Below are 2,803 nucleotides of genomic sequence, written 5' to 3'. Positions count from 1 at the left end.
TCGACCAGGCGGCCGGCGAAGCCCTGGTCGGCCCAGACCTTCTTGACGCTGGGGTGGTCGAGCCGAGTCCACAGCAGCGGCCGCTTCGCACCGTCGCGGTCCTGGATGCTTGCCGCGACGACGTGGACGGCCAGGAGCAGGCCGAGGGTGTCGGTGACGATGAACCTCTTGCGGCCCTTGACCTTCTTGCCGGCGTCGAAGCCCCTGGTGGCGGCGGGGACGGTGTCGGCGGTGCGGACGGACTGCGAGTCGATCAGACCCGCGCTCGGCTCCGCGTCGCGGCCGTCGGCTTCGCGGACCTTACCGCGCAGGGCGTCGTGGATGCGCTCGACGGTGCCGTCGTCGTGCCACCAGGTGAGTGAAGTAGGCCGCCGACGAGGTGCCCGTGGTGCGGGTCCTTTTCCGACGGCCCCTTCCCGAACGGTGCGGGCTAGTTTCCCAGCACACCGCTCTCCAGCGGTCGTTTTCGGGTGGAGGAGGTGGCCCGACCTGCGTGGATATCCTGGTGACAGGGCTGGCAGACCACGAGGGTCTTGCGGCGCCGCATTGCCATGAGCTTGATCCACACCGGTGCTTCGGGCCGGCCCGGCCGCTTGAGGTCGGCGAGCTTGCGGATGTGATGGACTTCGAGTCCACGGCGTGATGCGCACATCTCGCACTCGTCGGCCAGGAGCCGCTTCAGCAGTTCAACTCCGCTGACGTGGTTCGGCTCCCGCGGCCTTTCGTCGGCCAATACCGCTGTGCGCTGCCGCTGAAGTGGGATCCCGCCGAAGCGGGCCACCAACGGCTTCCTACCGCCACCGCGTTCGACCGTGACTTGCAAGCACTCTCGGGGTCCGACCGGCGTGTCGATGGTCGCCTTGTAGCGGCGGGCCATCTTCGTGACGGAGGACTTGTGCTTCCCGGCCAAGGTCTTGAGCAGGGAGGTCTCCATGACCCAGCGGAGCCGGGCCAGTTGGGAGACATCCTGGGCGAGGAGGTAGTACTGGACGAGTCCACGGTACTCAGCCTGGTACGCCGCCACGATCGAGAAATCGCTGTCGTGGTGGAGCACTCCGCGTGGTGCCGGTTTCCCGCCGCTCATGTACATCGCACTGCGCTGCCGGACTACTTGCCGTGGCACGAAGAGCCCGATGATGCCGTTTGCTGACCGGCGGACGCCGGTCAGCTTCGTGTCACATCGTTGGGCTTTGATCTCGTAGCCGAGAAAACGCGCCGCCTGGTTGGTGGCGTGTGTGATCAGTGTCTTGGACGCGGAGAGTTCCAGCTTGAGTTCGTCTCGCAGGAAGTTTCGCATCCTCGATTTGATCTCCTCTGCTTCGTGCTTCGGCCCGGCGAACCCGAGGAGCCAGTCATCGGCATACCTGACGTACCGAAGGCGTCGGAACTCCGGATCGTTCGGGTCGGCGCTCGGTATGCTGCGTTTCATCAGTCGCAACCGCCGCGCCTCAACGCGATCTCCGCGCTGTTTTGCCCAGAAGATCCGGGAGCCGATTCGGTGGTATTCAGGTAGTCGCTTCCGGCTGTCTCCTCGATTGAATTCCGGCAGTAGCTTCTGTTCAACGAACTGATCGAGACGGTCGAGGTAGATATTCGAGAGGACCGGTGAGGCCACCCCGCCTTGCGGCGCGCCACTCAGCGTGGCGTTCCATTTCCAGTCCTCCAGGTATCCGGCCTTGAGCATGCGCTCGATCAGTAGCAGCATCCGGTTGTCGTGGATCTTCTCTCCGAGGGTCGCGAGCATGATCTCGTGATCCAGGCTGCCGAAGCAGTCGGAGATGTCTCCCTCGATGAACCATCGCGTTCCGGTCCAGTACTTCACCACGTCACGCAGCGCGGTGTGGCAGCCCCTTCCGGGGCGGAAGCCGTGGGAGCGGTCGGAGAACTGGACGTCGTAGTAGGCCTCCAACAGCAGGCGAACCACCTCGGCGACCAGCTTGTCCGACCAGGTCGGCAGGCCGAGCGGGCGCTTCTTCGTGGACCCCTTCTTCTCGATGTAGACCCGCCTGACCGGCGTCCATCGGAACGACTCCGTTCGTAGGGCTTGGATGATCGTCTCGACCTTCGCCAGGGACATGCCGTCCACGGTCTCCCCAGTCGGCCCTGGTGTCATCGCACCCCTGTTGGCGTGGATTCGGCCGTAGGCCATGAGGAACAGCTGTGGATTGAACAGTTGCCGATATAGTCTTTCCAGTGGCAGGCCACGCCTGCCGCGTTCCCGAATGACGTCCAGCACCGTTTTGGCGTTCTGCATTACGCATACCTCCCCGCAATGGACGTCTTGATCACCTATGTCCCTTCGCCCTGCGGCCGGCTTTCCCGGCCTCCCCGGCAGGTCGTTACTCCTGCGACTACTACGGACACTCCGTCGCCATAGGGCTCGCGCCCCTTAGGCGATCCCGTGGTACGTCTTCGTTGTACGTGTCGAGCATGACGTAGGCCGCCCACTCATCCCCTTTGCCTTCCTCATTGGAAGGCGCCTCTCACCTCGGAGGTTGCCCGAGCAGGTATTTCATACCCAGGCAAGATGAGAGCATCGGTTTCAGATGTCGTTCCGATGGGTGTCTACTTTCACCGCTGGAGATTAGGCTTCAAACAATCCAGTCTTGGCCATATCACGCGGGTCTTGCGGAACCCCGCTCTGGACAACTCCGAGCGGCCACCGCTTTCCTGACATGCTGTTGTCCCCTCGCGCTTTCGCATTCAGGTAAGTCAGGTGACCCAGGAACCCCCCTCCAAGTTCATCCCGGCTGAACCGGGGATACAACGAAGCGCCTCACGGCGCGCAGTACCAGTACACCGT

The 2,803-nt window shown here is 63.5% G+C and carries 1 protein-coding gene and 1 pseudogene; both read right to left on the bottom strand.

What is annotated here, in order from left to right; translation table 11 throughout:
* Window positions 1–350 (bottom strand): annotated as a pseudogene (locus ACWEQL_RS42060) (transposase); the annotation flags it as partial.
* 80 nt (window positions 351–430) lie between these two features.
* Entirely contained in the window at window positions 431–2,254 is a 1,824-nt protein-coding gene (locus ACWEQL_RS42055) for a reverse transcriptase domain-containing protein (protein ID WP_452156844.1), read from the bottom strand.
* Between the last annotated feature and the right edge of the window lie 549 nt (window positions 2,255–2,803).

The organism is Kitasatospora sp. NPDC004240 (assembly GCF_053603215.1).
This window is presented reverse-complemented; position numbering and strand designations above follow the sequence as displayed.

What these genes read in the sequence shown, in the direction of transcription:
- ACWEQL_RS42055 (WP_452156844.1), bottom strand. Translation starts at nt 2,254, where the DNA reads ATGCAGAACGCCAAAACGGTGCTGGACGTCATTCGGGAACGCGGCAGG.